This is a genomic window from Streptomyces sp. NPDC050738 (genome assembly GCF_040654175.1).
In the GTDB taxonomy this organism is placed as follows: domain Bacteria; phylum Actinomycetota; class Actinomycetes; order Streptomycetales; family Streptomycetaceae; genus Streptomyces.
Genome location: NZ_JBFAHN010000010.1, coordinates 228819 through 252249, shown reverse-complemented (window position 1 = coordinate 252249; position 23431 = coordinate 228819). Strand labels below are relative to the sequence as shown.

The 23431-nt window shown below is 69.9% G+C and carries 23 protein-coding genes and 1 tRNA gene; 17 read left to right on the top strand and 7 right to left on the bottom strand.

Going from position 1 to position 23431, the window contains the following annotated elements; genetic code table 11:
- The first annotated feature begins 98 nt into the window (after positions 1-98).
- Entirely contained in the window at positions 99-2849 is a 2751-nt protein-coding gene (locus AB0H78_RS25515; protein ID WP_363236887.1) for a penicillin acylase family protein, read from the top strand.
- On the opposite strand, the gene AB0H78_RS25510 is transcribed toward AB0H78_RS25515, so the two are convergent.
- Entirely contained in the window at positions 2846-3439 is a 594-nt protein-coding gene (locus AB0H78_RS25510; protein WP_363236886.1) for a 5-formyltetrahydrofolate cyclo-ligase, read from the bottom strand. The genes AB0H78_RS25515 and AB0H78_RS25510 overlap by 4 nt on opposite strands.
- 57 nt (positions 3440-3496) lie before the next feature.
- On the opposite strand from AB0H78_RS25510, the gene galU reads away from it, so the two are divergent.
- The 7 genes from galU (at position 3497) to AB0H78_RS25475 (ending at position 8682) form a co-directional block, all read left to right on the top strand.
- Positions 3497-4399, top strand: coding sequence for a UTP--glucose-1-phosphate uridylyltransferase GalU (galU, locus tag AB0H78_RS25505; RefSeq protein WP_363236885.1), 903 nt, complete (start codon positions 3497-3499; stop codon positions 4397-4399).
- A 4-nt stretch (positions 4400-4403) separates the two neighbouring features.
- A complete protein-coding gene (gene glp / locus AB0H78_RS25500) occupies positions 4404-5687 on the top strand; it encodes a gephyrin-like molybdotransferase Glp (protein ID WP_363236884.1) in 1284 nt (427 codons plus the stop codon).
- Between the two features lie 62 nt (positions 5688-5749).
- The gene (gene moaC / locus AB0H78_RS25495; RefSeq protein WP_363236883.1) at positions 5750-6232 is read left to right on the top strand and encodes a cyclic pyranopterin monophosphate synthase MoaC; all 483 of its coding nucleotides are present in this window, start codon (positions 5750-5752) and stop codon (positions 6230-6232) included.
- Complete coding sequence (locus tag AB0H78_RS25490) at positions 6229-6699, top strand: MogA/MoaB family molybdenum cofactor biosynthesis protein (protein ID WP_363236882.1); 471 nt, start codon at positions 6229-6231, stop codon at positions 6697-6699. Before moaC ends, AB0H78_RS25490 begins: the two co-directional genes overlap by 4 nt.
- Positions 6696-7325, top strand: a complete 630-nt coding sequence (locus AB0H78_RS25485; RefSeq protein WP_363236881.1) for a GNAT family protein — start codon at positions 6696-6698, stop codon at positions 7323-7325. The genes AB0H78_RS25490 and AB0H78_RS25485 overlap by 4 nt, the downstream gene beginning before the upstream one ends.
- Before the next feature lie 167 nt (positions 7326-7492).
- Positions 7493-8539 carry a gephyrin-like molybdotransferase receptor GlpR gene (gene glpR, locus AB0H78_RS25480; protein WP_363236880.1) on the top strand — a complete coding sequence of 349 codons (1047 nt, stop codon included), beginning with the start codon at positions 7493-7495 and terminating at the stop codon, positions 8537-8539.
- A 69-nt stretch (positions 8540-8608) separates the two neighbouring features.
- Positions 8609-8682, top strand: a tRNA-Ala gene (locus tag AB0H78_RS25475).
- 109 nt (positions 8683-8791) lie between these two features.
- Here the strand turns inward: AB0H78_RS25475 and AB0H78_RS25470 are convergent.
- Both AB0H78_RS25470 and AB0H78_RS25465 read right to left on the bottom strand, forming a co-directional pair.
- On the bottom strand, positions 8792-10216 hold the full coding sequence (locus AB0H78_RS25470) for a PQQ-binding-like beta-propeller repeat protein (protein ID WP_363236879.1): 1425 nt from the start codon (positions 10214-10216) through the stop codon (positions 8792-8794).
- A 39-nt stretch (positions 10217-10255) separates the two neighbouring features.
- Positions 10256-11260, bottom strand: coding sequence for a glycosyl hydrolase (locus AB0H78_RS25465; RefSeq protein ID WP_363236878.1), 1005 nt, complete (start codon positions 11258-11260; stop codon positions 10256-10258).
- Positions 11261-11471: 211 nt separating this feature from the next.
- Between AB0H78_RS25465 and AB0H78_RS25460 the strand changes: the two genes are divergently transcribed.
- From AB0H78_RS25460 to AB0H78_RS25445, 4 genes are read left to right on the top strand one after another with little or no spacing between them, the layout of a single operon-like run.
- Positions 11472-11744, top strand: coding sequence for a hypothetical protein (locus AB0H78_RS25460; protein ID WP_363236877.1), 273 nt, complete (start codon positions 11472-11474; stop codon positions 11742-11744).
- A 31-nt stretch (positions 11745-11775) separates the two neighbouring features.
- On the top strand, positions 11776-13962 hold the full coding sequence (locus AB0H78_RS25455) for a bifunctional polysaccharide deacetylase/glycosyltransferase family 2 protein (protein WP_363236876.1): 2187 nt from the start codon (positions 11776-11778) through the stop codon (positions 13960-13962).
- A complete protein-coding gene (locus tag AB0H78_RS25450) occupies positions 13959-15236 on the top strand; it encodes an acyltransferase (protein ID WP_363236875.1) in 1278 nt (425 codons plus the stop codon). Before AB0H78_RS25455 ends, AB0H78_RS25450 begins: the two co-directional genes overlap by 4 nt.
- Before the next feature lie 2 nt (positions 15237-15238).
- On the top strand, positions 15239-15823 hold the full coding sequence (locus AB0H78_RS25445; protein ID WP_363236874.1) for a hypothetical protein: 585 nt from the start codon (positions 15239-15241) through the stop codon (positions 15821-15823).
- On the opposite strand, the gene AB0H78_RS25440 is transcribed toward AB0H78_RS25445, so the two are convergent.
- A complete protein-coding gene (locus AB0H78_RS25440; protein WP_363236873.1) occupies positions 15824-16306 on the bottom strand; it encodes a GNAT family N-acetyltransferase in 483 nt (160 codons plus the stop codon).
- Positions 16307-16356: 50 nt separating this feature from the next.
- Between AB0H78_RS25440 and AB0H78_RS25435 the strand changes: the two genes are divergently transcribed.
- Positions 16357-17154 carry an exodeoxyribonuclease III gene (locus AB0H78_RS25435; RefSeq protein WP_363236872.1) on the top strand — a complete coding sequence of 266 codons (798 nt, stop codon included), beginning with the start codon at positions 16357-16359 and terminating at the stop codon, positions 17152-17154.
- Here AB0H78_RS25435 and AB0H78_RS25430 read toward each other — a convergent pair.
- The gene (locus AB0H78_RS25430; RefSeq protein WP_363236871.1) at positions 17151-17813 is read right to left on the bottom strand and encodes a MerR family transcriptional regulator; all 663 of its coding nucleotides are present in this window, start codon (positions 17811-17813) and stop codon (positions 17151-17153) included. The two genes, AB0H78_RS25435 and AB0H78_RS25430, sit on opposite strands and share 4 nt — an antisense overlap.
- A 131-nt stretch (positions 17814-17944) precedes the next feature.
- Between AB0H78_RS25430 and AB0H78_RS25425 the strand changes: the two genes are divergently transcribed.
- The 4 genes from AB0H78_RS25425 to AB0H78_RS25410 all read left to right on the top strand — a co-directional run bounded on the left by AB0H78_RS25425 (position 17945) and on the right by AB0H78_RS25410 (position 21543).
- The gene (locus AB0H78_RS25425) at positions 17945-19471 is read left to right on the top strand and encodes an NAD(P)/FAD-dependent oxidoreductase (RefSeq protein ID WP_363236870.1); all 1527 of its coding nucleotides are present in this window, start codon (positions 17945-17947) and stop codon (positions 19469-19471) included.
- Positions 19468-20349, top strand: coding sequence for an alpha/beta hydrolase (locus AB0H78_RS25420; protein WP_363236869.1), 882 nt, complete (start codon positions 19468-19470; stop codon positions 20347-20349). The genes AB0H78_RS25425 and AB0H78_RS25420 overlap by 4 nt, the downstream gene beginning before the upstream one ends.
- The gene (locus AB0H78_RS25415; RefSeq protein ID WP_363236868.1) at positions 20346-21248 is read left to right on the top strand and encodes an SDR family oxidoreductase; all 903 of its coding nucleotides are present in this window, start codon (positions 20346-20348) and stop codon (positions 21246-21248) included. The genes AB0H78_RS25420 and AB0H78_RS25415 overlap by 4 nt, the downstream gene beginning before the upstream one ends.
- A gap of 100 nt (positions 21249-21348) precedes the next feature.
- On the top strand, positions 21349-21543 hold the full coding sequence (locus AB0H78_RS25410) for a hypothetical protein (RefSeq protein WP_363236867.1): 195 nt from the start codon (positions 21349-21351) through the stop codon (positions 21541-21543).
- Between the two features lie 81 nt (positions 21544-21624).
- On the opposite strand, the gene AB0H78_RS25405 is transcribed toward AB0H78_RS25410, so the two are convergent.
- Both AB0H78_RS25405 and AB0H78_RS25400 read right to left on the bottom strand, forming a co-directional pair.
- Positions 21625-22557 carry a ketopantoate reductase family protein gene (locus tag AB0H78_RS25405; protein WP_363236866.1) on the bottom strand — a complete coding sequence of 311 codons (933 nt, stop codon included), beginning with the start codon at positions 22555-22557 and terminating at the stop codon, positions 21625-21627.
- Positions 22554-23126 (bottom strand): helix-turn-helix domain-containing protein, encoded by a 573-nt coding sequence (locus tag AB0H78_RS25400; RefSeq protein WP_363236865.1) that lies wholly within the window; start codon positions 23124-23126, stop codon positions 22554-22556. Before AB0H78_RS25400 ends, AB0H78_RS25405 begins: the two co-directional genes overlap by 4 nt.
- Positions 23127-23431 lie beyond the last annotated feature (305 nt).

Genomic DNA, 23431 nt, shown 5'->3' with positions numbered 1-23431 from the left:
CGAGCGGACACCGCGTCCAGACAGGTGAAGTGCTGCGCCTATGGTTGCTCCTGCGCTCCGTCGGCAATACAGCCCACCCTGCCCCTCGAAGGACAGCGATGCCCGCCAACACCTCCGCCGCCCCTTCCGGCATTTCCGGCAAGCAGTCCCGCAAGAAGAAGAGAGGGCGGGGCCGCCTGGTCGTGATCGTGCTGGTCCTGGCCATCGTCGCGGGCATCGCCTACGGCGCGTACTGGACCGTCGACTCCGTCCGCGCCTCCTTCCCGCAGACCACCGGCGAGATCAAGGTCGACGGCCTTTCGGGCAACGTCGACGTCAAGCGTGACGACTACGGCATCCCGCAGATCTACGCGGACTCCGACACCGACCTCTTCCGCGCCCAGGGCTTCGTCCAGGCCCAGGACCGCTTCTACGAGATGGACGTCCGCCGCCACATGACGTCGGGCCGGCTCTCGGAGATGTTCGGTTCAGGCCAGGTCAAGACCGACTCGTTCCTGCGGACGCTCGGCTGGCGGAAGATCGCGCAGCAGGAGTACGACACCAAGCTGTCCGCCTCCACGAAGAAGAACCTCCAGGCGTACACCGAAGGCGTCAACGCGTACCTGAAGGGCAAGGACGCCAAGGAGATCTCGGTCGAGTACGCCGCCCTGAACCTCACCGGCGACTACACCCCCGAGCAGTGGAACCCCGTCGACTCGGTGGCCTGGCTCAAGGCGATGGCCTGGGACCTGCGCTCCAACATGCAGGACGAGATCGACCGCTCGCTGATGACCACGCGCCTCAGTACGAAGCAGATCGACGACCTCTACCCGGCGTACCCGTACGCCACCAAGGACCCCATCGTCACCGAGGGCGGCGTCGACGCGGTCACGGGCAAGTTCTCCCAGAACGCGACGTCGTCCAACTCCGCAGCCGGAACCAACAGCGCCTCCGGCGCCACCCAGGGCCTGCAGTCCCAGCTCTCCGCGCTCTCCGACACTCTGGACGAGATCCCCGCGCTGCTCGGCCCGAACGGCAGCGGCATCGGCTCCAATTCCTGGGTCGTCTCCGGCAAGTACACGACGACCGGTGAGCCGCTGCTCGCCAACGACCCGCACCTGGCGCCGCAGCTCCCGTCCCTCTGGTACCAGATGGGCCTGCACTGCCGTACGGTCTCCGCGGCCTGCCAGTACGACACCGCCGGCTACACCTTCTCCGGCATGCCCGGCGTGATCATCGGCCACAACGCCGACATCGCCTGGGGCTTCACCAACCTCGGCGCGGACGTCACCGACCTCTACCTGGAGAAGGTCACCGACGACGGCTACCTCTACGACGGCCAGACGAAGCCCTTCACGACCCGCGAGGAGACCATCAAGGTCGCCGGCGGCAGCTCCCGGAAGATCACGATCCGCGAGACGAACAACGGCCCCCTGGTCTCCGACCGCGACGACGAGCTGGAGAAGGTCGGCAAGGACGCCCCTGTCGCCAACTCCGCCCCCGACCGCGGCACCGGCTACGCGGTGGCCCTCAAGTGGACCGCCCTGCAGCCCGGCAAGTCCATGGACGCGGTCTTCGAGATGGACAAGGCGAAGGACTGGGGCAGCTTCCGTAACGCCGCCAAGGACTTCGAGGTCCCCTCGCAGAACCTGATCTACGCCGACACCAAGGGCCACATCGGCTACCAGGCCCCCGGCACCATCCCGCAGCGCCCCGCGGGCTACGACGGCACCATGCCCGCCCCGGGCTGGGACTCCAAGTACGCCTGGAAGAAGGATCCGATCCCCTTCAGCGCGCTGCCGTACGAGTACGACCCGGCGCGCGGCTACATCGTCACCGCCAACCAGGCCGTCATCGACGAGAAGAAGTACCCCTACCTGCTCACCAAGGACTGGGGCTACGGCACCCGCAGTCAGCGCATCAACGAACTCATCAAGACGAAGATCGCGGGCGGCGGGAAGATCTCGACCGAGGACATGCAGACCATGCAGATGGACAACAGCAGCGAGATCGCCAAGCTGCTGGTGCCCAGGCTCCTCAAGATCGAGGTCAAGGACCCGCAGGTCCGCGAGGCCCAGAAGCTCCTCGAAGGCTGGAACTACACCCAGGAGCCGGACTCCGCCGCGGCCGCCTACTTCAACGCGGTCTGGCGCAACATCCTGATGCTCTCCATCGGCGACAAGCTCCCCAAGGAGCTGCGCCCCAAGGGTGACTGCATCAACGTCCACCCGGCGGGCGACACCGGCCCGGTCGACGACCAGGACTCCCTGGTACGCGAGTGCGGCGAGCGCGACGCGGACTCCGCCCAGCCCGACGGCGGCGACCGCTACTTCGAGGTCATGCGCAAGCTGGTCAACGAGCCGGACAGCGCGTGGTGGGATGCCGCGAAGAGCGGTGTGGACAAGGCCTCCAAGGGCCGGGACAAGCTCTTCGCCCGCGCCATGAAGGACGCCCGCTGGGAGCTCACCGCCAAGCTCGGCAAGGACATCGACACCTGGACCTGGGGACGGCTGCACCAGCTGATGCTGCGCAACCAGACCCTCGGCACCGCGGGCCCCGGCCTGGTCCAGCGGGTCCTCAACCGAGGCCCGTGGAATCTGGGCGGCGGCGAGGCGGCCGTGAATGCCACCGGCTGGAACGCGGCGGGCGGCTACGGCGTCATCTGGGTCCCCTCCATGCGGATGGTCGTCAACCTCAAGGACATGGACAAGTCCCGCTGGATCAACCTGACCGGAGCCTCCGGCCACGCCTACAGCGCGCACTACACCGACCAGACCGACAAGTGGTCCGACGGTGAACTCCTTGACTGGTCCTTCTCCAAGGCCGCGGTCGACAAGAACACCGTCGACACCCTGGTGCTCAAGCCCTAAGGCCTGAAGCTCCTCACCCCTTCGGGGGTCACCACCGCATGCACGGGGTGGTCGTGCGGCTCCTCCGGGACCCGGGCGACCACCTCGTTGCCGTACAGCAGCACGACCAGCGCGGGATCGGCGCCCGCCTTCTGGATGCGCTCCAGGACCCGGTCGTACGATCCGCCGCCGCGCCCCAGCCGCATCCCGCGCCCGTCCACGGCGAGCCCCGGAAGCAGCACGGCATCCGTCTCCAGGACGGCGTCCACGCCGAGCCGCGCGCCGCCGGGCTCCAGGAGTCCGCGGCGCCCCCCGACCAGCGCTTCGGGGCCCTCGTACGCCCCCCAGTCGAGGTCGTTGTCCTCCAGAAGTACGGGAAGCAGTACGCGGACGCCTCTTTGGCGCAAAGTGTTCAGCAGTGGCCGGGTGGCCGGTTCCTTACCGATCGCGACATATGCGGCAACGGTTTTCGCCGTGGCCAGTGCGGCCAGCCCCAGGGCGCGCGCCGCGAGATCGCTCCCGGAGTGCTCCACGTCCTCGCTGGTCAACGCCTTGCGGGCGGCCAGCAGGTGGCGCCGGAGCGACGCTTTGTCGAACTCACCCTGATTCACAGCTGGTTCACAATCCTCACCAATGTCCGCCTATACACAGCCGATAGTGTGCTCGTCATGACTCAGTCGCACCCCAGGATCAGCAAGGCTGTCATCCCGGCGGCGGGCCTCGGTACGAGGTTCCTCCCGGCCACCAAGGCCACGCCCAAGGAAATGCTGCCTGTCGTCGACAAGCCGGCCATCCAGTACGTCGTCGAAGAGGCGGCGGCCGCCGGTCTCTCCGACGTACTCATGATCACCGGCCGCAACAAGCGCCCGCTCGAGGACCACTTCGACCGCAACCACGAGCTGGAGTCGGCCCTCACCCGCAAGGGCGACACGAAGAAGCTCACCAAGGTCCAGGAGTCCAACGACCTCGCCACCATCCACTACGTGCGCCAGGGCGACCCGCGCGGCCTCGGTCACGCCGTCCTGTGCGCCGAGCCGCACGTCGGTGACCAGCCCTTCGCCGTACTCCTCGGCGACGACCTGATCGACCCGCGCGACCCGCTGCTCGCCCGGATGATCGAGGTCCAGGAGCGCGAGGGCGGCAGCGTGATCGCCCTCATGGAGGTCGAGCCGTCCCAGATCCACCTCTACGGCTGTGCGGCCGTCGAGCCCACCGGTGACGCGGACGTCGTCAAGATCACCGACCTCGTCGAGAAGCCCGCCGTGAGCGACGCTCCCAGCAACCTCGCGATCATCGGCCGCTACGTCCTGGACCCCGGGGTCTTCGGAATACTGCGCAAGACCGAGCCGGGCCGCGGCAACGAGATCCAGCTCACCGACGCCCTCCAGAAGCTCGCCGCGGACGAATCGGTCGGGGGCCCGGTGCACGGCGTCGTCTTCAAGGGCCGCCGCTATGACACCGGCGACCGCAGCGACTATCTGCGTGCCATTGTCAGACTCGCGTGCGAACGTGAAGACCTGGGGCCCGATTTCAAGGCCTGGCTTCGCAGTTACGTGACCGAGGAGATGTAGCACCGTGAGCAACACCCCGATCTGGTCGGTCGACGAACACCTGAAGGACATCCTCGGCACGGTCCGTGCGCTGGAGCCCATCGAGCTCCAACTCCCGGACGCCCAGGGCTGCGTACTTGTCGAGGACGTCACGGTCCCCGTCGACCTGCCGCCCTTCGACAACAGCTCGATGGACGGGTACGCGGTCCGCACCGCCGATGTCGAGGGCGCCAGCGAGGAGTTCCCCGCCGTACTGACCGTGATCGGGGACGTCGCGGCGGGCAGCGGCGAACTGCCCGAGGTGGGCCCCGGCCAGGCCGCCCGCATCATGACCGGCGCCCCGCTGCCGCCCGGCGCCCAGGCCGTCGTCCCCGTCGAGTGGACCGACGGCGGCACCGGCGGGGGAGCGGCCACCACCATGGCCGCCGCCGCCGACGCCCCCGAGGGCGCGAGCGGTGAGGTCCGCGTCCACCGCCCCGCCGAGGCGCGCGCCCATGTCCGCGCGGTCGGCAGCGACGTCAAGGCCGGAGACCTCGCGCTCGCGGCGGGTACGGTGCTGGGCCCGCCCCAGATCGGCCTCCTCGCCGCGATCGGCCGCTCCACGGTCAAGGTCCGCCCGCGCCCCCGCGTCGTCGTGATGTCGACCGGCAGCGAACTGGTCCAGCCCGGCGAGGAGTTGGCACCCGGCCAGATCTACGACTCCAACAGCTTCGCCCTCACCGCCGCGGCCCGCGACGCCGGAGCCATCGCCTACCGCGTGGGTGCCGTCGCCGACGAGGCGGAGTCGCTCCGCGCCACGATCGAGGACCAGCTGGTCCGCGCCGATCTCCTGGTCACCACCGGAGGCGTGAGCGTCGGTGCGTACGACGTCGTCAAGGAAGCCCTGACGGAGTCCGGCGAGGTCGAGTTCCGCAAGCTCGCCATGCAGCCGGGCAAGCCCCAGGGCTTCGGCGCGATCGGCCCCGACCACACCCCGCTGCTCGCGCTCCCCGGCAATCCGGTCTCGTCGTACGTCTCCTTCGAGCTGTTCGTCCGCCCTGCGATCCGCACCCTGATGGGCATGGCCGACGTCCACCGCCCGACGGCCCGCGCCACGCTCCGTACGGACAAGCCGCTCACCTCGCCCGCGGCCCGCCGCCAGTTCCTGCGCGGGACGTACGACGCGACGGCGGGCACCGTCGCCCCCGTGGGCGGCGCCGGATCCCACCTCGTCGCCGCCCTGGCGCACGCCGACTGCCTGATCGTGATCCCCGAGGAGACCACCGAGGCGACCGACGGCACGGAGCTCGAAGTGGTCCTCCTGGGCTGAGGAGTGTCCGGTGGCGGTACGGTGTCGTCCCACACAGGCCAGACCAGGAGCGCCACACCACCATGAGCACGCAAGGCAGCAGCCTCACGCACATCGACGAGGCGGGCGCGGCCCGTATGGTCGACGTGTCCGCCAAGGACGTCACCGCCCGCACCGCCCGCGCGAGCGGACGCGTGCTGGTGTCGCCGCGCGTCGTGGAACTCCTCCGCGGCGAGGGAGTCCCCAAGGGGGACGCCCTCGCCACGGCCCGCATCGCAGGGATCATGGGCGCCAAGCGCACCCCCGACCTGATCCCGCTCTGTCACCCGCTGTCCGTCTCCGGGGTGAAGCTGGACCTGACCGTCACAGACGAAGCGGTGGAAATCCTCGCGACGGTCAAGACCACCGACCGCACAGGCGTCGAGATGGAAGCCCTCACGGCGGTCTCCGTCGCGGCCCTCACGGTGGTGGACATGGTCAAGGCGGTCGACAAGGCGGCGGTCATCTCCGACATCAAGGTCGAGGAGAAGACGGGCGGCAAGTCCGGCGACTGGAGCCGGGCATGAGGGCCCTGGTCGTCACCGCCTCCAACCGTGCCTCGGCCGGTGTCTACCCGGACCGCGGCGGCCCACTGATTGCCGAGGCGCTCACCTCGCTGGGCTTCGAGGTCGAGGGCCCCCAGGTCGTCCCCGACGGCGACCCGGTCGAAGCCGCCCTGCGCGCAGGCGTGGAAGCGGCGTACGACGTGATCCTCACGACCGGCGGCACGGGCATCTCGCCCACCGACGCCACCCCCGAGGCGACGCGCAAGGTCCTCGACTACGAGATCCCGGGCATCCCGCAGGCGATCCGCGCCGAGGGCCTGGTCAAGGTCCCCACGGCAGCGCTCTCGCGCGGTCTCGCAGGCGTCGCGGGAACGACCCTGATCGTGAACCTGCCGGGCTCGACCGGCGGCGTACGCGACGGACTGGCCGTCCTGGAGCGGCTGTTGGTGCACGCCGTCGACCAGATCCACGGCGGCGACCACAGATGAGACCCTCCTGGCCCGTTGAGTTGTCGGAAGGGCCGGTCACCCTCCGCCCGATAAAGGCGCGCGACCAGAAGCCCTGGCGCGAGGTCAACCGCCGCAACCGCGACTGGCTGCGCCCCTGGGAAGCCACGATCCCGCCGCCCGGACCCGGTGGCCCCCTCGCGCAGCGCCCCACGTACCGCCAGATGGTGCGCCATCTGCGTGCCGAGGCGAACGCGGGCAGGATGCTGCCCTTCGTCATCGAGTACGAGGGCCGCCTGGTCGGCCAGTTGACGGTCGCCGGCATCACCTGGGGCTCGATGTGCTCGGGCCACGTCGGCTACTGGGTGGACCAGGAGGTGGCGGGCCGCGGCGTGATGCCGACGGCGGTCGCTCTCGCCGTGGACCACTGCTTCCGCTCGGTCGGCATGCACCGGATGGAAGTCTGCATTCGCCCGGAGAACGTTCCGAGCCGTCGCGTGGTGGAGAAACTGGGCTTCCGCGAAGAGGGATTGCGGCCGCGTTATCTGCACATCGACGGTGCCTGGCGCGACCATCTCGTCTTCGCCCTGACAGCCGAAGAAGTCCCCGAAGGCCTGCTCAACCGCTGGCGCAGAGCGCACCCGGGAACGCCCCACAAATCAAATTAATGTTCGAATGTGATCGGCAGCGGAACGTTTCTTGACCGTGAACACGCCCACTTTCGGCCCCTGTTGATCCGAACAATCACAAAAAAAGTTCGAGATATCAGTCGGATCGCGCGACACACCGGCGCAATTGGCAGATCCGTCCCCGAAGTCCCCTCTACGGTAAGGGGGTGAGCAGCAGCGGCCTCATCTACGCAGTCATTGTCGGGGCCTGGGCCGCCTACTTGGTGCCGATGTGGCTCCGCAGGCAGGACGAGCTGAACGAAGCCCGTCCGACGGAACGCTTCTCCACCGCCATCCGACTGCTGTCGGGCCGGGCGGGGATGGAGCGCCGGTACGCCAAGGAGCTGCAGGACCGCACTGCCGGTGAGGCCGATCCCGACGAAGCAGCGCCGGACGCCGTGACGGATCCCGAGAGTTCCGTCGACGTCCGGTCCTTTGCCGTGCCTCCGCCCGAACGAGAACGGCCCGAGCGGGAGCGCACCGACCGGGAGCGCCCCGAGCGGGAGCGTCCCGACCGGGAGCGCCCCCGCAAGGAGAAGCGCCCCGCCGCTCACCACCAGACCTCCGGTTCGGCCGCCGAACGGGCCCGCCGCACCAAGGCACTCGCCCGCCGCCGCCGCACCACGGTTCTGCTCTTCGCGGCCTTCTCGCTGGGCGCGGTGGTCGCCGCGGTCGGTGGCCTGCGCTTCCTGTGGGCGCCGGGTATCCCCGCCGCGCTCCTCAGTACGTACATCGTGCATCTGCGCACCCAGGAGCGGCGCCGCTTCGTCTTCACCATGGACCGCCGCAGGGCCGAGGCCGCCGCGCAGAACCTGCGCGAGAGCCGCCGCCCCCAGCCCCGCCCCGAGCCCGCTCCGGAACCCGCCCCCGCCGTCTCCCCCCAGGAGGCCGGCCGGCGGGCCCTGGTCGAGCAGACCGACCACGCCGAGTGGGTCGACCAGCAGCGGGACCGCGACCACAGCCGCGCGCAGGGCGACAGCTGGGAGCCGGTCCCGGTCCCGCTGCCGACGTACGTCACCGCCCCGGTGGCCCCCCGCGCCCCCGGCAACGCGACCCCCACCACCCCCGACACCTGGAGCCCCACCCGCTCCTCCACATCGGACCCCGCCCCGGCACCGCGCCAGCGCACCCCGCGCCGCGCACGCGAGCGCGGCCGCACCCCGCTCTTCGACCAGTACGACGAGGGCGACCGCCCCCGCGCCGCCAACGAGTGACCTCGTGACCAGCGCGGGAACCGATTTCCAAGCACCCCGATCGGGGTGCTAGAGTTTCACTCGTTGCAAGGGCCTGTGGCGCAGTCTGGTAGCGCACCTCGTTCGCATCGAGGGGGTCTGGGGTTCAAATCCCCACAGGTCCACCGCAGCTCAGAGCCCCTGCCGGGGAAACCCGGCAGGGGCTCTTTGGTGTCTGCGAGCAGCGAGGTACAGCGGCGGCTTCCCGCGCCGCGCGGCTGAGCTCCTGCCCGGTCAGCGGAAGAAGCGGATGCCGCCGCTCGTGCCCAGGGCGTCGAGTTCCAGGACTCCGCCGCCGGGCGTCACGTACACCGTGCCCGTGGTGAAGTGCTGGTGGCCGGAGACCGGCAGGGTCGCGGTCGGGGTGGCACGGCCGGTGCGCGGGTCGAGTTCCATCAGTTGGGGGGCGCCGGCCGGCCCGGCTATGGCGTGGATCCGGTCGTCCCCGGCGGTCGCGGTGACCAGGGCCGTGGCGTGGTAGGTCCAGAGCTTGGCTCCGGTCCTGGTGTCGAACGCGTCGATCTCGCTGCCCTTGGCGGTCTGGGCGGGGGCGATCAGGACGTTGTCGACGAGGCGGGCGGAGTGGTCGGCGGCGCCGCCGTTCCCGGGCGTGATCTCGGTGTCGCCCACCGCCAGTTTGCGGCTGCGGCCGGACGGCGCGAAGACGCGCACGCTGTCGTTGCCGGCCCGGTGTTCCGAGGCGATCAGCGGTGATCCGGAGAAGACGTGGGCCAGCTCCGTGTGGGTGTCCCGGGACTCGCTCCAGAGCACCTTTCCGGTCCTGCCGTCGTAGGCGGTGAGGGTGAAACGGTTCTTCTGGTCGGCGCAGTAGTCGTCGACCACGACGATTCCGTCGGCGCCCCAGTCGTAGGCGTTGCAGTAGTTGCCGCGCGGCTCGAAGCCCCAGACCCGGTGGCCCGTGCGGATGTCCAGGCCGCCCAGGAAGTTCTCACTGACGACCGTGGCGACGTTGCCCTGCAGGTAGGTCCGGGCGGACATCGCCGTCTTGTGGGCGGAGTCGACCAGCGGGACGCTCCACAGGATCTTTCCGATCGAGGCGTCGATACCGGCCAGCGTCGTACAGGTGTTGCCGTCCTCGCCGAAGGCGATCGTGCCGCGGCCGTCGGCGGTGAGCGTCGGGGACATCGCGCAGGGATGCGATCCGGCCTTGGCCGCCTTCGGCGGCAGGGCGGCGCTCCAGGCCACGCTGCCGTCGGCCAGGTCGTACGCGGTGACACCGCCCCGGATGCTCGCGCGGATCAGCTGCTTGTCGGTGAGCCAGCTGCCGATCAGCTCGTCGTCCTTGGCGGGCGCGGGCACTTGCCACACCGGAGCCAGGTGCTTCGAAGCGGTCGGGGCGGCCTCCTGGCGGTGCAGGGCGTAGGCCGCGGTGGTGCCGGACGCGGCCAGCACGGCGAGGGCGAGCAGGATCCGTCCGTACCGCCGACGGGGGCTCTGGGGGGTCGGCCGGTCGGGCTTGGGGTCGGTTTCGCGGGCGGGTTCGCGGGCCGATGGCAGGGGCTGTACGGGGATTGCCACGACCTGGAGGGGGAACGTCTCGGCATCGCGCAGCCTGTCCCCGACGGGACGGCGCGGGCCGAAGGCCCAGTCGACGTCCACCTGGGGAGCGCTTCGCTCCGGCGACGGTTCCGGTGTCATCCCCGCACTTCCACTCTGCATTGTTGTCGCGTACGTACGTCAGTGGTTCTTGAAGGAATGGCCGAAGCCGCTGCGCTTCGATTCCGTCTGGAAGGCCGCCCGGGCCCCGAGCGAGGTGCCGATCCGCCAGTCCATCACCTGCGCGCTGCCGGGCCACGACTTGCGCTGGTCGTACCAGACGAGGCCGATCACGCCGGCCTTCGCCGCCCCCTGGAACAGATCACGTATCTGCGCCTGCTTGCGGGCGCTCTCCGCGACTCCGGTCTCGGTGATCAGCACCGGTTTGTCGGAGAAGCGTGCGATCTCATGCAGGGTGGGCGTGAAGAGGCTGGAGAACGCGACGCCGTCGACCGGGCCGTAGTAGCCGATCAGCCCGGTCCAGTCGACGTAGGCGTCTCCGGGGTAGTACGGGCGGAGCTTCGCGGTGGTGCCCGTGTCGACGACGTGCGGGTTCCAGACCCAGATGACGTTGGTGACATGGAGGCTCCGGAAGACGTCGTGGACGTGCTTCCACGCCGCCACGAAGTCGGCTGCCGAGGCATGGCCGGGGCCCCAGGAGTTCCACGGGCCGTTCATCTCTCCGGCGAAGGACAGCGCCAACGGGCCGTGATACGCGGCGATCTGGCGGGCCAGGCGGCGGATGTACGCGTCGTCGTAGCCGCTGCCGATGTCGGTGAGCGAGGTGTCGGACGGCACGAGGGAGAGCATCGGCAGCTGGCCGTGCTCCCACAGGAAGGTGTTGCCCTCCGGGTCGAAGTCGCCGCCCCAGGAGCTGTAGTACTCGCGGATGTCCGGGGTGTGCCCCGACTCCTTGGCGAAGGTCTTCACGATGCCGTACTGCCAGGGCGTCTTGTCGTCGACGACGCCGAGCATCCGGCCCGACGGGCGGAGCATCGACGAAGCGTCGTACGGGCCCGCGGATGTGGCGGCGGCCTTCGGCGAACCGTGGCCCGACCCACCGTTCCCGCAGGCGTAGAGCAGGACCAGCGCGGCGACGGTGAGCACGGCGGCGGCCGACCAAACGGGGCGAAGGGGTCTGGCCATGCGCGCGGGATCCGATCGAGCAGATGAGGGCGTTTGCGACCAGGATCCTATGAGAAACGTGCCTGCTTGGATTTTTTCCGTATCAGTTCGATCACGTGAGTCGCATAGTTCGTGACAAATCGCCCTACCTCTATGTCATTTGGCGTTTCGCCACACTATTTTCAGCCTCGGGAGTCAGTGGCGAAGTGTTCAAGAAAGTGCGAGGCCCTCGGTGACCAGCACCCTCACAGAGGTTGAGGCCTCGCCTGTCTTCGTGGACCGCACGGGGCGGCGCGGCCGCCGACTGCGCGGCCTCGGCTGGGTCTTCGGCTTCGTCCTCGTCGGCCTGGCCGTGGCGATGATCTCCGGCCTGCTCGGCATGCAGTCCCACGCACCCGGCTTCGCGGTGCCCGACACCGCCGACACCGCACCGCCCGGTCAGTACGTGAACGCTCCGCTGCCCTCGCCGCCGGGGAAGGCCGCCCGCAGCAACCCCGCCCCGTAGCACCCCGCAGCAGCGCAAGAACCAGGAACCCATGTCCCGCCACCAACGCCCACGGCAGTCCACGCTGCGCCCGCGCAGACTCGCGGCTCCGCCCCTGCGCTTCTTCCTGCCCGTGACCGTGCTCGTGACGCTGCTGTCCCTGATGGTGCTGCGCGGCATGGCCAACAACGAGGTCTTCCACGACGACAGCATCGGCGTCTCGGTGGACAAGACCACCGTGCCGCGCAGCGTGCTGGAGGGCGGTCCCGTCGTGGACACCCGCGGGGACAAGGCGGACGCACCGGCCAGCTACACCATCCCCGACAAGACCGTGGTGCTGAGCTTCGACGACGGCCCGTCGCCCCAGTGGACGCCCAAGATCCTCAAGGTGCTCGCGGAGCAGGACGTACGGGGCGACTTCTTCGTCACCGGATCCATGGCCACCCGCAACCCGGCGCTGATCCGGCAGATCGTCGCCGGCGGCCACGAGATCGGCGTGCACACCTACACCCACCCCGACCTGGCCCTGCACAACAGCACCCGGCTCACCTGGGAGTTGGGCGAGACACAGCTCGCGCTGGCGGGCGTGGCGGGCATCCACACCAGCCTGTTCCGGCCGCCGTACTCCTCCACCGCCGACGCCCTCGACGACCGGTCGTGGCCGGTGACCAAGGAGTTGGGGGCCGACGGATACCTCGTGGCCTTCATCGACAAGGACACCGACGACTGGAAGCGGCCCGGGGTCAACGCCATCGTCAAGGCCGCGATGCCGGACCTCGCCGGACAGGGCGAGATGATCCTGCTGCACGATGCCGGCGGGAACCGCGAGCAGACGCTGGCCGCCCTGCCGATCATCATCGAGAAGCTCAAGGCCGAGGGCTACACCTTCGAGACCATCGGCGAGGCTCTGGGAACAGGGTCCGCCAACACCCCCGTCAGCGGCTACACGCTCTGGGCCGGCAAGGCGTTCGTGTGGTGCACCGGTTTCTCGGTGGGGCTGATGCCGTGGCTGGTGGCGCTGCTCGCCGTGGTCGGCGTGCTGGTCTTCGCCCGGTTCGCGATGATGCTGGTGCTGTCGCTGATCCACGTACGCCGTACCCGTAAGCCCGGCTTCTCGTGGGGAGAGGCGGTCACCGAGCCGGTGACCGTGGTCGTCCCCGCGTACAACGAGCAGGAGTGCATCACCAACACCCTGCTCTCGCTGGCGGCCAGCGAACACCCCATCGAGGTGATCGTGGTGGACGACGGGTCCACCGATGACACCGCCGCCCTGGTGGAATCCCTGGAGCTGGAGACGGTCCGGCTGATCCGCCAGCCCAACAGCGGGAAGCCGACCGCCCTCAACACCGGGGTGGCGGCCGCCTCGTACGACCTGATCGTGATGATGGACGGTGACACCGTCTTCGAGCCCGCGACCGTCCGCGAGCTGGTGCAGCCCTTCGCCGATCAGCGGATCGGCGCGGTCGCCGGCAATGCCAAGGTCGGCAACCGGGACACCCTGATCGGGGCCTGGCAGCACATCGAATACGTGATGGGCTTCAACCTCGACCGGCGCATGTACGACGTACTGGACTGCATGCCCACCATCCCCGGTGCCGTCGGCGCCTTCCGCCGCCAGGCCCTCGACCAGGTCGGCGGCATGAGCGACGACACCCTCGCCGAGGACACCGACGTGACCATGGCGCTGCACCGCGGCGGCTGGAAGATCGTGTACGCCGAGAACGCCCGCGCCTGGACCGAGGCGCCCGGCAGCATGAGCCAGCTGTGGTCCCAGCGCTACCGCTGGAGCTACGGCACCATGCAGGCGATGTGGAAGCACCGGCACGCGGTGCTGGAGCGCGGGCCGGCCGGGCGCTTCGGGCGGGTCGGGCTGCCGTTCGTGGCGCTGTTCATGGTGCTGACTCCGCTGCTCGCGCCCGCCATCGACATCGCCATGGTCTACGGGGTGTTCTTCGTCGACCCGGCCAAGAGCCTCGGCGCCTGGTTCGCGGTGCTGTCCCTGCAGGCGTTCTGCGCGTGGTGGTCCTTCCGGCTCGACCGGGAGAAGGCCTGGCACCTGATCACGCTGCCCGTGCAACAGGTGGTCTACCGGGTGCTGATGTACATGGTGCTGCTCCAGTCCTGGATCACGGCGCTCACCGGCGGCCGGCTGCGCTGGCAGAAACTGCGGCGTACCGGCGAGGTCGGTCTCGACATCGCGGCGGGCACGACGGGCACGACGGGGGCGGCACGGTCATGAACGACTCCAGCGAGACGATGGCCCTGCGGATGTTCGCGCCCCCGGCCGTGTCGATTCCCGCGCAGTACATCCCGCCGGACCTTCCCCCGGAGCGCCAGGAGCGCGGCGGCGAGGAGCCTCCCGCGGCGCCCCGCCCGCGCGGCGGCCGCGACCGCTATCTCGACCTGCTGCGCGCCCTGGCCCTGGTCCGCGTGGTGATCTACCACAACTTCGGGTGGACCTGGCTGCCGCTGCTCTTCCCCTCCATGGGCGTGATGTTCGCGCTGGCGGGCTCGCTCATGGCGCGCTCCCTGAGCCGTCCCGCGCTGAGCGTCATACGGGGGCGGGTGCGGCGTCTGCTGCCGCCGATGTGGATGTTCGGCGCGGTCGTGCTGACCGCGATGATCCTGGACGGGTGGGGCCCGGATTCCGAGGGCCACCCCAACTGGTGGTGGGGCAAACTCGCCTTCTGGATACTGCCGTTGAGCACCCCGCCCTTCGCCGAGACCGTGCACGGCTTCGGCGGCCACCTGCCGCACAGCTGGGCCGAACAGATCGTCGTCCCGCTCTGGTACCTGCGGGCGTACCTCTGGTACGTCCTGCTCTCGCCGCTCATGCTCAAGGCCATCCGCAAGCTGCCCTGGGTGACCCTGGCGGTCCCGCTGGTGCTGTCGGCGGTCCTCAACTCCGGGCTCGTCGACCAGTCGAGCCGCCTCATGGAGACCGCCACCGACTTCACCACCTTCGGCGCCTGCTGGCTGCTGGGCATGGCGCACCACGAGGGGGTGCTGCGCCGTATCCCGCAGTACGTCGTCCCCTCGATCGCGCCGCTGATCCTCGGCGCGGGCTTCTGGTGGCTGCAGCAGGCGCCGGTCGACGACCCCCGGATCGGCCCCGACCTGGAAGCGGTGCCGCTGGCGCAGGCCATCTGGTCCTTCGGCTGCGTCCTGCTGCTGCTCCACCTCAGCCCTTCGTGGGAGCAGTGGCCACGTCGGCTGGAGCGGTTCAACGGGGTGGTCACCCTGCTCAACTCCCGCGCGGTCACGGTCTATCTGTGGCACTGCGTCGCGCTGGTGATCACGGAGCCGCTGATCGAACCGCTCTGGAACAACGCGTTCTTCTACGCCCACCTGCGCTGGCTGCTGACCAGCCAGTGGTTCCCCCTGCTGATCGCGATCCCGCTGATCGCGCTGGCGCTGGTGCTCTTCGGCTGGGTGGAGGACGTGGCGGCCAAACGCAGCCCACGGCTGTTCCCCTACCCGCGGCGCGCGCGGGGGCGACGGCGGTCGCGGTAGGCATGGACGTCACCAGGCTGCTCGAAGCGGCGCGGCTGCTGGTTCCCGAAGAGGTCGCCGCCGAGGGCGACTTGACCGTGAACGATGTCTGGGAGCACCTCGCCCACGACGAGTGGGAGGTGGGTCTCGGGCTCCTGGAAGAGCTCGGAGACGCCCACCCGCTTCCGGCGGCATTCTGGGAGTCCCTGGCCGCCGCGGCCCAGGAGCTGCGGCTGGAGCGCAGTACGGCCTGGTGTCATTGGCGGGGCTATGAGGCGCGTCGCGGGGTCATCCGGGCCGACCTCACCCTTCTGTCGGCCACTGAAGGCCGGCGGCAGACCCCCTTCTCCGGCGCCGGCGTCATGCGGCCGATGTGGGACATCGGGAACCGCACGCCGGACGGTGACGGGCCCTGCCTCGACATTGCAGCTCTGTGGGGGGAGTTCACTCCGTTCCTGGAGCCCGGCGGGTGCTACGCGGTGCGTCTTGCGCCTCTCGATTCCGCTCAGTGGCGGCACCTTCGGGTCGGCCAGGTGATCACCATGTACGAAGGGCGACCCGTCGCCGGGGCGGCCACCGTCACGGAGGTGCGGTGGCCGCGTGGGTGATCACTTCAGGGGCTTGGCGAAGCAGCGGCTGCTCTCGTACTCACGGTAGTAGCCGAACTTCTCCACGCAGGGTTCGTAGCCGCTGGAGAGGTAGAGCGCGATCGCCTCGGGCTGCTGGTCCCCCGTCTCCAGGACCATGCGCGTGCGGCCCGCCTCGCGGGCGCTCTCTTCCAGGGCGGCCAGTATGCGGCGGGCCACTCCCAGGCCGCGGGCCTCGCGGACGACGTACATGCGCTTGAGTTCCGCGTCGCCGTCGGCGTAGTTCTCCTCGTTCTTCTCGTGCGCGCGCCAGCCGCCGGTCGCCACGGGGCGGTCCTCGGTGTCGTACGCCAGGAGGTAGAGGCCCAGCGGGGGGTGGAACATCGCGGCGTCGAGGTGGGTCTGGTCGCCGCCGTCGCCGTAGCGCTCGACGTATTCGAGCTGGACCTGGTCGTTGAGCTTCACGGCGTCGGGATGGTCGTAACGGACCGGGCGGATGTGCATGCGCACAAGCGTACGTGTGTGCGGTGGGCCGCTGTCGGTATTGTGCCGGAATGCTGACTGTGACCACCGTGAACGTCAATGGGATCCGCGCCGCCGCCAAGAAGGGCTTCGTCGAGTGGCTGGCGGAGACCGCCGCCGATGTGATCTGCCTGCAGGAAGTGCGGGCCGAGCCCCAGCAGATTCCCGAGAACGTCCGTGAGCCCGAGGGGTGGCACACCGTGCACGCGCCGGCGGCCGCCAAGGGGAGGGCGGGTGTCTCGCTCTATACGCGGCGGCAGCCCGAGCGGGTGCAGGTCGGATTCGGGAGTGCGGAGTTCGACGCGAGCGGGCGGTACGTCGAGATCGATCTGCCCGGTGTGACCGTCGCCAGTCTGTATCTGCCCTCGGGGGAGGTCGGGACGGAGCGGCAGGACGAGAAGATCCGGTTCATGGGGGAGTTCGCCACGTATCTGGCCGGGCTCAAGGAGCGCGCCGCCGCCGGGGGCCGGGAGGTCCTGGTGTGCGGGGACTGGAACATCGCCCATCAGGAGGCCGACCTCAAGAACTGGCGCGGCAACAAGAAGAACTCCGGCTTCCTGCCCGAGGAGCGGGAGTGGCTCGGGGAGATCTTCGGGGCCGCCGGGTACGTGGACGTGGTGCGCGGGCTGCACCCCGATGTCGAGGGGCCCTACTCGTGGTGGTCCTACCGGGGGCGCGCTTTCGACAACGATTCAGGTTGGAGGATCGATTACCAGGTGTCCACGGCCGGACTCGCCGCCAGGGCCGCCAAGGGCTGGGTCGAGCGGGCCGTCACCCACGAGGAGCGGTGGAGCGATCACGCGCCGGTGACCGTCGCGTACGACTTCTAGCGCTCGGGCTCCGCGCGCAGGCGGCGGTCCAGGGCCATCGAGAGTTCGGCCTCCACCACGCTCTTGGCCAGGGGGCGGAAGCGCTCCATGGCCTCGCCCTGCGGGCCCTGCGTGTGCTTGCGCAGGAGTACGACGAAGAGGTCGGCCAGGGCGTCCGCGTGGTCGCGGACCTTGCGGGCCGAGGCGAGGACCTCTGCCAGCGGGACGCCTTCGCGTACCAGCGCCGCCGAGACGTCCAGCAGGCGGCGGCTGACGTGGATGATCTGCTCGCCGTCCGTGGCGAGGTAGCCGAGGTCCATGGCGGCGGTGAGGTTTTCGGCCGTCGCGTCGTCCCCGAAGTAGTCCGCCAGGCCCTCGGGGGTCAGGCGGACCGGCTCCTCGTCCGTCGGCTGCTGGTCGATGCCCAGGACCTGGCCCACGTCGCGGCCCGACTCGAAGGCCTCGGCCAGGTCCGCGATGCCGTTGAGGGTGTGGCCGCGCTCCAGGAGGGCGGCGATCGTACGCAGCCGGGCCAGGTGGTGGTCGTCGTACCAGGCGATGCGGCCCTCGCGGCGGGGCGGTGGGATGAGCTTGCGCTCCCGGTAGAAACGGAGGGTGCGCACGGTGATACCGGCCTCCTTGGCCAGTTCTTCCATGCGGTACTCGCGCGTCTCGGGCATGTCCGAAGCCTATGTCGTACCCCCGGTAACTTGCTCCCGCCGGACCCCTACCCATGAGTACGGGACTGCTCTACTCTCCGAATGGTGCCAGTGTTTGCTGGCAGGGTCCGGGGTTCGCGAGAGGCGGCGGGATGGCCGAGCAGGAGCAGGAGCAGGGGCGTGCGTACGAGCACGTGCGGGTGGCGGTGATCGGATCCGGGTTCGGCGGGCTGGGTGCCGCCGTCCGGCTGCGCCGCGAGGGGATCACCGACTTCGTCGTTCTGGAGCGGGCCGGGTCGGTCGGCGGGACGTGGCGGGACAACAGTTATCCGGGGTGTGCGTGCGACGTGCCCTCGCATCTGTACTCGTTCTCCTTCGCCCCCAATCCCGAGTGGCCGCGCACCTTCTCGGGGCAGCCGCACATCAGGGCGTACCTGGAGAACGTCGCCGACACCTTCGGGCTGCGGCCGCACATCCGGCTGCAGCACGAAGTGCTGCTGATGCGGTGGGACGGGGAGGAGCTGCGGTGGGAGATCGAGACCTCGCAGGGGACCCTGACCGCCGATGTCGTCGTCTCCGCCACCGGGCCGCTGTCCGATCCCAAGGTTCCCGAGATTCCGGGGCTGGACGGCTTCGGCGGGAAAGTTTTCCACTCCGCTCAGTGGGATCACGACTACGACCTGACCGGGAAGCGCGTCGCCATGGTGGGGACGGGCGCGTCCGCCATTCAGATCGTGCCCGCCATCCAGCCGCAGGTCGCGAAGATGACGCTCTTCCAGCGCACCGCGCCCTGGGTGATGCCGCGCATGGACCGCAAGATCAGCGGGGCCGAGCGGTGGCTGCACGAGAAGGTGCCGGCGACCGGTGCCGCGCGGCGCGGATTCCTGTGGGGGATAAGGGAGTTGCAGGTCGGGGCGTTCACCAAGCATCCCGACCGGCTGGGGCTCATCGAGCGGATCGGGCGGAGCAACATCGCGCGCTCGATCAAGGATCCGGCGCTGCGGGCCAAGCTCACGCCCTCGTACCGCATCGGCTGCAAGCGGATCCTGCTGTCGAGTACGTACTATCCGGCGATCGCCAAGGACAACGTCGACGTCGTCGCCTCGGGGCTCAAGGAGGTGCGCGGCAATGTGGTGGTCGCCGCCGACGGCAGTGAGGCCGAGGTCGACGTCATCATCTTCGGCACCGGCTTCCATGTGACCGACATGCCCATCGCGGACCGCGTCGTGGGCGCCGACGGCATCACGCTCGCCGAGGCCTGGAAGGACGGGATGGAGTCGCTGCGCGGCGCCACCGCCGCAGGCTTCCCGAACTGGATGACGGTCATCGGGCCGAACACGGGGCTCGGCAACTCCTCGATGATTCTGATGATCGAGTCCCAGCTGAACTATCTCGCCGACTACATGCGGCAGTTGGACGTCCTGGGCGAGCGCGCCGCGCTCAGCGTGCGGCCCTCGGCCGTCGGCGCGTGGAACCGGCGCGTGCAGGAGCGGATGAAGCGGACCGTGTGGAACACGGGCGGCTGCACCAGCTGGTATCTCGACGCCAATGGCCGCAACACCACCATCTGGCCGGGTACCACCGGGGAGTTCCGTGCCGCCACGCGGTCCGTGAATCTCGGTGAGTACGAGGTCGTGCGCGCCCCCGTGCGCGAGAAGGAGAAGGAGACTGCCGCGTGAAGACGCTGAGTGTCGATTCCGCCGACGGGTCGCGGGTCCATGTCGAGGTGTACGGGCCCGACAGTGCGCCCGCGGTGGTCCTCGCCCATGGCTGGACCTGCTCGACCGACTTCTGGAACGCGCAGATACGGGACCTGGCCGACGACCACCGGGTGATCGTCTACGACCAGCGCGGGCACGGGAGTTCGCCCGCCGCCCGGCCCGGCGGGTACTCCACCGATGCGCTCGCCGACGACCTGGAGGCCGTGCTCACCGCGACCCTCGCGCCCGGCGAGCGCGCCGTGCTCGGCGGGCACTCCATGGGCGGGATGACCATGATGGCGGCCTCGCGCAGGCCCGCCTTCCGGGAGCACGCGGCGGCGGTGCTGCTCTGCAGCACGGGCTCCTCGCGGCTGGTCGACGAGTCGCTGGTGCTGCCGATGCGGGCCGGCCGGCTGCGGACGCGGCTGACCCGGGCGGTGCTGGGCGCGCGGGCTCCGCTCGGGCCCGTCACTCCCGTATCGAAGCGGATCCTGCGGTACGGGACCATGGGTCCCGCTTCCGCACCGGCGAAGATCGCGGAGTGTGCGCGGATCGTGCACGCCTGTCCGCGGGCGGTCCGGGTGGCCTGGTCGCACGTACTGGCCGAGCTGGAACTGGACGCCGGGGTGCGGGAGTTGGACGTACCCACCGCGGTGATCGCGGGGACCGCCGACCGGCTGACGCCGATCGTGCACGCGCGGCGGCTGGCCGCCGAGCTGCCGCAGTCGCTGGGTCTGGTGGAGCTGGTGGGCATGGGGCACATGACCCCTGTCGAGGCTCCTGAGGTGGTCAGTTCGCGGCTGCGCGAGCTGGCGGAAACGTATGTACGTGTGGAGCTTGAGGAGGAGGCCGTATGAGCAGGCACAGTCTTGAGGGTCAGGTCGCGGTCGTCACGGGCGCGGCCCGCGGCGTCGGCGAACTGCTGGCGCGCAAGCTCTCCGCGCGCGGGGCGCTGGTGGCGCTGGTCGGTCTGGAGCCCGAGGAGCTGAAGGCGGTTTCCGGGCGGCTGCACACCGAGAGCGACTGGTGGTACGCCGATGTGACCGACCACGAGGCCATGGCGCGGGTCGCGGAGGAGGTCAAGGAGCGGTTCGGCAAGGTCGACATCGTCGTCGCGAATGCGGGGGTCGCCTCCGGGGGGCCTTTTATGGACTCCGATCCGGTGGCATGGCGGCGGGTCATAGAGGTCAACCTGATAGGCGGCGCGGTGACGGCGCGGGCCTTCCTGCCCGTACTGATGGAGAGCCGTGGCTACTTCCTGCAGATCGCGTCGCTGGCGGCGATCACGCCGGCGCCGATGATGACCGCGTACTGCGCGTCCAAGTCCGGAGTGGAGGCCTTCGCGCACTCGCTGCGCGCCGAGGTCGGCTACAAGGGAGTACGGGTGGGGGTCGGGTATCTGTCCTGGACCGACACGGACATGGTGCGCGGGGCCGATCAGGACGATGTGATGCGGGAGTTGAGGCAGCGGCTGCCGTGGCCCTCGAACCGTACGTATCCGCTGGGTCCCGCGGTGGACCGGATCGTGGCGGGCATCGAGCGGCGGTCCTCGCATGTGTACGCGCAGTGGTGGCTGCGCGGGATGCAGTCGGTGCGCGGATATCTGCCGGGGGTGATCGGGGCGGTCGGACAGCGTGAGATGCGGCGCCTCGAACCGCGTCTGGGCGGGGTGGGCACGGGGCTGGTGGGCGCCGGCGGAGAGGCCGACGAGAAGGCCCGTACCCAGGCCCTGGGCGGGTCGCACACGGAGCGTTAATGATCGAAATGCGCGGATTGTCGAGGCGTGTGAGTCTGGTGGAAGCCCAGGGGGCCTTCATCGCCCCCGATCCCATCACACCCCTCTAGGAGTGAACCTCATGGGCATCATGGACCAGTTCAAGGACAAGGCGAACGAGCTTTCGGAGCAGGCCAAGTCTGCTGCGGGCGGTGCCAAGGACGAGGCGTCGGAACGAGCCGCCGAGGCACAGGACGCCGCGCAGGAGCGGGGTGCGGAGGCGCAGGACGCCGCCCAGGACAAGGCCCAGGAGGCCCAGGACCGCTTCGAGTCCTGAACGTAGGTGATGCGCGCACACCGGCACATTGCGCGTGGGGCCGTACCTTCCGCTTCGGCGGGGGGTGCGGCCCCTGCGCGTTTACACCTGCTTTTCGTGGACGCGCAGTTGCATGGTCGTGAGGTCGAGGAGCGGGGTGGGCACGCCGTAAATGCGGGCGCGGGCGGTGAGGTCGGCGAAGATCTGTTCCACCTCTGTGGGGAATCCGGACTCGACGTCGCGGAACATCGAGGTGGAGGGGACCGTGAGGGTCCCGGTTTGCGTCACCATCCCTGTGGTGGCGGCCAGTTCGCGTTCCGGTACGGGGTGGCCGGCTGCTGATGAGACCGCTGCCGCCTCGGCCAGGATCGCGGGGCCGAGCTGGGGGCCGCCGGGGACGGCGTTGATCGCGTCCACTGATCCGCGCATCAGGATCGTTGTGGCGCTGAGCGTCGAGATGAAGACCCACTTGTGCCACATCGCGGAGACGATGGCGGGGGAGAGCGTCGTGGTGATGCCGGCTTCGGTCAGGGCGGCGTGAATCGCTTGCGTGCGGGGGGAGTCGGAGCCGTCCTGTTCGCCGAGCGCGATGGCGGCGAGCGGTGCGAGGCGGACGATGTCGCCGTTCGTATCGACGGTGGTGACGACTTTTGCCACGCCGCCGAGTACCGGGCCCGTGCCGAAGCGGGAGTTGAGTTCGTCGAGGTGGGCCATGCCGTTGAGGAACGGGACGATCGCGGTGTCCGGGCCGACGGCGGGGGCGATGTCGTCGAGGGCCTGCTTGAGCGCCGTCGACTTCACGGAGAGGAGTATCAGGTCGTACGGGGATGTGGTCGGCAGCTCGTCCGCGGTGAGGAGTCGAGGCGTGATCGTCTCCTCCTGGGGCTGGGCGGGCCCGATGATCCGCAGACCGCGCTCGCGCAGGGCCGCGGCTCTGCGGGGGCGGACCAGGAACGTCACGTCCTGGCCTGCCTGGGCCAGGCGGGCACCGAAGTATCCGCCGGTCGCTCCGGCTCCGACTACCAGGATCTTCATGGGTGTTGGCCTTTCGTGGTGCGGCGGGATGGGTGGAGCGGGAGTGGTTCGAGGAGGCGGTGCGGGGTGCGCAGGGCGCGGGAGACGGGGTCCTCGGTGTCTCCGGGAGTGAGCGGTGCGAGGCCCGGGCCCGGGGTCAGGAGGATGTCCGCGACGTCAACTGCCTTGTCGCAGTGGGTACATCGGCCGTCGGGTGTGAGGGGCGCGTCGTCCGCGGCGTGGCGGAAGATGCGGCGCGGGCCGTCGGGCGGGGCGTAGTGCTCGTCGCCCCAGGCGCTGAGGGCGCGGACGGAGGGCCAGAGCGAGATGCCCTTGGGGGTGAGGACGTACACCTCGCGGCGTCCGCCGGCTGGGTGTGGTGTGCGGTCCATGACTCCGGCCTCGATGAGCGCGGTCAGGCGGTCGGTGAGGACGGCGCGGGGGATGTCCAGGTGGGCCGCGAAGTCGCCGAAGCGGTGGACGCCGTAGAAGGCGTCGCGGACGATCAGGAGGGTCCAGCGCTCGCCGATGATCTCCAGGGAGCGGGAGAGGGCGCAGGTGAGGGCGGTGTAGTCGCGGGGGAGAGCCACGGGTCGAATATAGCCCGAAGAGTTCGGTCAGTGAACTGTTTTCTCCGACGCTCCGCGCCGGGCCCCCCGCCTTCGCGCTCCGCGCGGCCCTCCACCGCGCTCCGCGCGGCCCTCCACCGCGCTCCGCGCGGCCCTTCCACGGCGCTCCGCGCCGACCCGTCTCCCACCCACGCACCGCCCACGAGGCCTGACGAGATCAGGCAGGCTCCCCCCGTGGGGACTCCCTCGCCGTTGGCGGGTGCGGGTTGTGGGGTGGGTGAGGCGTGACGAGATCAGGCGGGCTCCCCCTGTGGGGTGTTGCTCGC